Origin of the sequence: Bacillus sp. JJ1474, from assembly GCF_036965225.1 — a bacterium.
Lineage (GTDB): Bacteria > Bacillota > Bacilli > Bacillales > Cytobacillaceae > Cytobacillus.
On the sequence record NZ_JBALPC010000053.1, the window covers coordinates 1 to 2,022 of the forward strand.

At 34.6% G+C, this 2,022-nt stretch carries 2 protein-coding genes and 1 pseudogene; 2 read left to right on the forward strand and 1 reads right to left on the reverse strand.

All coding sequences use genetic code 11. The features are described from left to right. Positions 1 to 545: hypothetical protein (locus V7164_RS08570; RefSeq protein ID WP_335353890.1), on the reverse strand; the 545-nt coding region annotated here is incomplete at its 3' end. A gap of 170 nt (positions 546 to 715) precedes the next feature. Between V7164_RS08570 and V7164_RS08575 the strand changes: the two genes are divergently transcribed. Both V7164_RS08575 and V7164_RS08580 read left to right on the forward strand, forming a co-directional pair. Continuing rightward, the gene (locus V7164_RS08575; RefSeq protein ID WP_335353891.1) at positions 716 to 1,480 is read left to right on the forward strand and encodes a YheC/YheD family protein; all 765 of its coding nucleotides are present in this window, start codon (positions 716 to 718) and stop codon (positions 1,478 to 1,480) included. Between the two features lie 16 nt (positions 1,481 to 1,496). Further along, a pseudogene (locus V7164_RS08580) lies at positions 1,497 to 2,022 on the forward strand (hypothetical protein); the annotation flags it as partial.

Consider the following 2,022-nt stretch of genomic DNA (forward strand, 5'->3'; position numbering starts at 1 on the left):
ACTATATCAAACCCGCCGCCGCTTGGTTGGTCTGTAACTGCTTTTACAACGAACGGAAACTCAAAAGAAATTTTATCATTATTGGTTAACTTAGAAATAGGTAGAATTATCCGATCAGGAACATACTGTTTCGGAACTAACTCTCCTAAGTACCTTTTATTATTTAAATAAGTTAATAGTTCTGTTTTAATCCAGTACTTTTCTTTATCGATTTCGCAGGGCAGATGAGCGTAATTTAATATCATTTTTTGATTTAATTTTTGTAATTGATTTAATAGATTGTAATAACTATTTTCGTTATCATACGTATAAATATTTCGTGCAACTTGGAGGCCAGCATCTTTAAGAATTTCTAAACATAATGGATCAACAACATCCTTGTGGCAAAGAATGGGTGTTTCTCCTGCTAATGTTAACATGCTGCCTGAAGATGAATCTTGTGAAATGGAATTGGGGAGCCATTGGCTGTTATGATATGAACCTCTTCCATTAAAAATATAACCATCGCCAAAAATATCATGTAGCGTAAGAATCGGCTTCAACAATGTTAACATCTTCCTTTCTTATAAAATACCTCTTGCATAGTGTATTCCCCTGCATTTTTAAATGCATCTGGTTTGTACCTATCTTTTCACTTTTAGGCAATGCAACAAGCAGTCATGTGAAATTACCATATATTGAAAAGACGTTAAGAATAGTTTATGGAGTGGTTGAATTGGAGAAAAACTCAATTATGGATAAATGGTACAAGCATCAAATTTTATTAGAATGTAAGGAACTAGTGAAATTTTTACCGGAGACGCATCTTTATACGAAAGACCGATTTTGGGAAATGATGAGTCGATATAAGGAGATAATGATAAAACCTACTCGAGGGAATGGAGGAAGGGGAATCATAAAAGTATCGAAAATTACGGACGAGATATATGAAGTTCACCTTCGAAAACGACAAACAACTATTATGGAGGAAAAATCGCTCGAACAATTTTTACAAGCAAGACTTGGGGGAAGGGAGTTTCTTGTCCAAATTTGCATCTCACTTGCAAAAGTAAAAGGGAATCCAATAGATTTTCGCTATATCGTCCAGCGAAAACGAGAAGAATTAGATTGGGTGATTACAGGGAAACACGGAAAAGTAGCTCAAGACGGTTATATTATCACCAATTTACAGAATGGGGCAACTGTTGTAACGGTGGAAGAGGCTCTATTAAACTCAAATATTACCAACTTGGACTTAGAAAAAACATTGGCAGCATTAGATGATTTATCTTTAGCAGTAGCCAAATGTTTCACTAACGAATTCGATACTCATAAGATCTGGGGATTTGATCTTGCCGTCGATGAATCCGGACATGTTTGGTTGATTGAGGCGAATTCTATCCCACTCGTTGGTGGTTTTCGCTACTTAGAAGATTTATCTATGTATAACAAAATACTATGGTATAAAGCTTACAACCAAAAAACAGGAAAGAAACCATAGAGGAGGGCGGGTTCTAATGAAAAAGGTAAATGAAAATCACTTAGCAAACAACAATCAGGTCACTCTACTATTTAATGATCATATTAATCAAAATACCATTCATCTGCATGTAGAAACTATCAATCAATTAAACATTAATTCTGAAAAAATTGTTCTCCATTTTGGCGCATTTACAAAAGAATTGTCAATTATTCAAAATGAAACGATTGAACCGGGTAAAATTAGTCTTTCCAGTAAATTAACGAATGTGCTTTCAATTCCGGATTTGCCATACGATTATTATTTAATGAGCAACCATCTATATCTAGGTCCTGTGATTGGTTTTCTAGTTCGTCTTAAATACTATAGAAACCCCCAACAGCAGCTCTTGCGATTTAAAAATTATCATCAGATAAATGGGTTAATTTTCCTTTTTATGCAGAGCACGATGAATAAGTCAGACAAAACCATTGAAGGCTATTATTACGATCCGAAAGCAAAAAGTTTTGTTCAAGGGGTGTTTCCATATCCTTCCTCCATATTTAACCGAACGGAAATGAAAA